At 63.5% G+C, this 3131-nt stretch carries 3 protein-coding genes; 2 read left to right on the top strand and 1 reads right to left on the bottom strand.

Translation table 11 applies throughout. From position 1 onward, the window contains the following. Positions 1-110: 110 nt before the first annotated feature. Complete coding sequence (locus ABR948_RS29305; protein ID WP_428124778.1) at positions 111-572, top strand: hypothetical protein; 462 nt, start codon at positions 111-113, stop codon at positions 570-572. 62 nt (positions 573-634) lie between these two features. Here ABR948_RS29305 and ABR948_RS29300 read toward each other — a convergent pair whose 3' ends face one another. Then, complete coding sequence (locus tag ABR948_RS29300) at positions 635-832, bottom strand: hypothetical protein (RefSeq protein ID WP_428124776.1); 198 nt, start codon at positions 830-832, stop codon at positions 635-637. 191 nt (positions 833-1023) lie between these two features. Between ABR948_RS29300 and ABR948_RS29295 the strand changes: the two genes are divergently transcribed. Continuing rightward, a complete protein-coding gene (locus ABR948_RS29295) occupies positions 1024-2853 on the top strand; it encodes an aminopeptidase P family protein (RefSeq protein ID WP_428124774.1) in 1830 nt (609 codons plus the stop codon). Positions 2854-3131 lie beyond the last annotated feature (278 nt).

Genomic DNA, 3131 nt, shown 5'->3' with positions numbered 1-3131 from the left:
AGGGCTGGAGCAGCCTCTTGATGCGCCACGCGGGGTAAGGACCGGGTACGCCCATGACCGCAGCGTCTGCAACAAAGACATGCGGCGACTGCACGCTGTGCTGCAAGGTGATGGCGATCGAAGAACTCGTAAAACCGCAAAATTCCTGGTGCCCGCATTGCGAACCGGGACGCGGTTGTCTGATCTATTCCAACCGGCCCGCCGAATGTCAGACCTTCAGCTGTCTTTGGCTGCTGAATGACCACCTGAACCAGCACTGGAAACCGAGTAAATCAAAGCTTGTTTTGACGACCTCGGAAGACGGCATCGAAGTCAGGTGCGACCCCGGCTTCCCCGACGCTTGGCGCAAGGAGCCGTTTCGGAGCGAAATCCACCAATGGGCCGCATCTGGCGAAACCCATGACGTCACGGTGGTCGTCATCGTCGGGCAAAGGATGACGCTTGTCACGCCCGATCGGGAGTTCGATCTTGGCGTCGTAGGTCCAGATCAACGCATTGTGCGTGAAATCGAGGGAATGCGGGTCCTGAGCGTCAGCGTGATGAAGGCATCCGCGCCGGAAGGCGAACAATGACCTCCGCTCGTAGAGAGCATGGGTCGCCGTTACTATTTGACTTTAATACGTGCCTGACCCCGTTATTTCGGCGAGCGGCGGTTGATAACGCCCTTTTCCTCGAGCAAGCTGCGCTTGACGCGGGTCTCGACGAAACGATCCAGGATTTGAATGATGACGCCGCGCTGCTTTTTGGCGATCGACGGAACAGAGCCATTTGCCACGGACGAAGCAGGCCCGCCGACCGGGGGCGAGATCTTCTCAAACGTAAAGGCAGGCATGGTGGTTCCCCTCATCGTTGAGTTGAAACACTCCTGGCATTCTCCCGGGCCGCGTCAGACGAATGGTTTGTGACACCAACCGTTTTATCCCCGTCTAATGCAGGCACCGTAATTCAAGCATAAGTTATCCCAAATCAAAAGCAATTTGCGTCGCATTGCGGACTTCTTCACCTGCTCCTAGAGTAGCCGGGATGTTCGAAGCCCATTTCCAGACGTTCGAAGAACCCGAAGGCGGCGTGGCGCTGACGGCACGGCTGTCCGCGTTCCGCGAGGAACTGGCGCGGCGCAAGCTGACCGGCTTCGTGGTTCCCCGCGCCGATCAGCAGCAAAACGAATATGTCGCCCCCTCCGAAGAGCGGCTGGCCTGGCTCACCGGCTTTACCGGATCCGCCGGGCTCGCCATCGTGCTCAGCCGGGAAGCCGCGGTGTTCGTCGATGGCCGCTATACGCTGCAGGCGGCCAAGCAGGTCGATACCAGGGCCTGGAACGTCGAATCGCTGGTCGATCCGCCGCCCGAGAGCTGGCTCGCCAAACACCTGGTCGCCGGCGACCGTCTCGGGTTCGATCCCTGGCTGCATACCTCGGCGGCCACCGAGCGGCTGGCCGCGGCCTGCGCCAAGGCGGGCGCGGAACTGATCGCCGTCGACAGCAATCCGCTGGATTCGGTGTGGACCGAGCGCCCTGCCCCGCCGCTCGGCGCGGTGGCCGTTCACGGCCCGCAATTTTCGGGCGAAGCGGAGCGCGCAAAACTCGGCCGGATTCACCAGGAAATCGCACGCCTGGGCGTCGAGGCGCTGGTGCTGTCGGATTCGCACGCGGTGGCATGGACCTTCAACATCCGCGGCGCCGACGTCTCGCATACGCCGCTGCCGCTGTCCTACGCGCTGGTGCCGAAGGACGGCCGTCCCATCGTCTTCATCGATCACCGTAAACTCTCCAACAGCGCCCGCGACCATCTCGAACAGACCGCCGATGTCGCCGAACCGGACGCGCTGACGCCCAAACTCATCGAACTCGCGCGAAGCGGGGCCTTGATCGCGCTCGACAGCGCCACCGCCGCCGACGCGCTGAGCCGCCTGATCTTGGCGGCCGGCGGCAAGCCGGTGCGCGGCAATGATCCCGTCAGCCTGCTCAAGGCCGTCAAGAACCCGACCGAGATCGAGGGCGCCAGAACCGCGCATCGGCGCGACGCGGTGGCGCTGGCGCGCTTCCTGGCCTGGATCGACCGCGAGGCGCCCTCCGGCGCGCTGACCGAGATCGATACCGTCGAGGCGCTGGAAACCTTCCGCCGCGACACCGGCGCCTTGAAGGACGTCTCGTTCCCGACCATCGCCGGCACCGGACCGAATGGCGCCATCGTGCACTACCGCGTTACCCGCAAAACCAACCGGCGGATCGCGCCGGGCGATCTCTTGCTGATCGATTCCGGCGCGCAATATGAAGACGGCACCACCGATGTCACGCGCACCATCGCGATCGGCGCCCCGACGCCGGAGATGCGCGACCGCTTCACCCGCGTGCTGCGCGGCCATATCGCGATCGCCTGCGCGCGCTTCCCCGACGGCACCACCGGCGCCCAGCTCGATACGCTGGCGCGGCAATTCCTGTGGCAGGCCGGCATCGATTTCGAACACGGCACCGGCCATGGCGTCGGCAGCTATTTGTCGGTGCATGAAGGCCCGGCGCGGATTTCCAAGCTCGGCACCACGCCGCTGCGGCGTGGCATGATCCTGTCCAACGAGCCCGGTTATTACAAGACTAACGGCTTCGGCATCCGGATCGAAAATCTGGAACTGGTCGTGGCCGCCGACATCACGGGCTCAGAGAAGCCGGTGAACGCGTTCGAGACGCTGACGCTGGCGCCGATCGACCGCGGCCTGATCGACCTCAACATGCTGAGCGCGGATGAGCTCGGCTGGCTCAACGACTACCACGCCGATGTGCGCCACGCCGTCCGCCCCCATGTCGACGAGGCCACCAAAGTGTGGCTCGACGACGCGACCGCGCCATTGTCGCTGTAGTGGAGCATTCGGTCGCTCTAGCAGAGCAGAGGTGGTCATCCCCCGCGAAAGCGGGGGATCCAGTACGCCGCGGCTTCTCGGCTAGACCGCAACCGCCTCTGGGATACTGGATCACCCGCATGAGCGGGTGATGACGGCCGTGTGTGTGACCCGGAATGACGGCATCAATCGCGCGCCTCCCGAAAAACGAATAGCCGCATTCCGAAACGGGCGTATTCCCGCGGAAGGATATCGTTAGAGTCCGATTCAAGAGATCGGATCAGACTTTCATGCACGGA

This window comes from Bradyrhizobium sp., assembly GCF_050014615.1.
In the GTDB taxonomy this organism is placed as follows: Bacteria; Pseudomonadota; Alphaproteobacteria; order Rhizobiales; family Xanthobacteraceae; genus Bradyrhizobium.
This window is presented reverse-complemented; position numbering and strand designations above follow the sequence as displayed.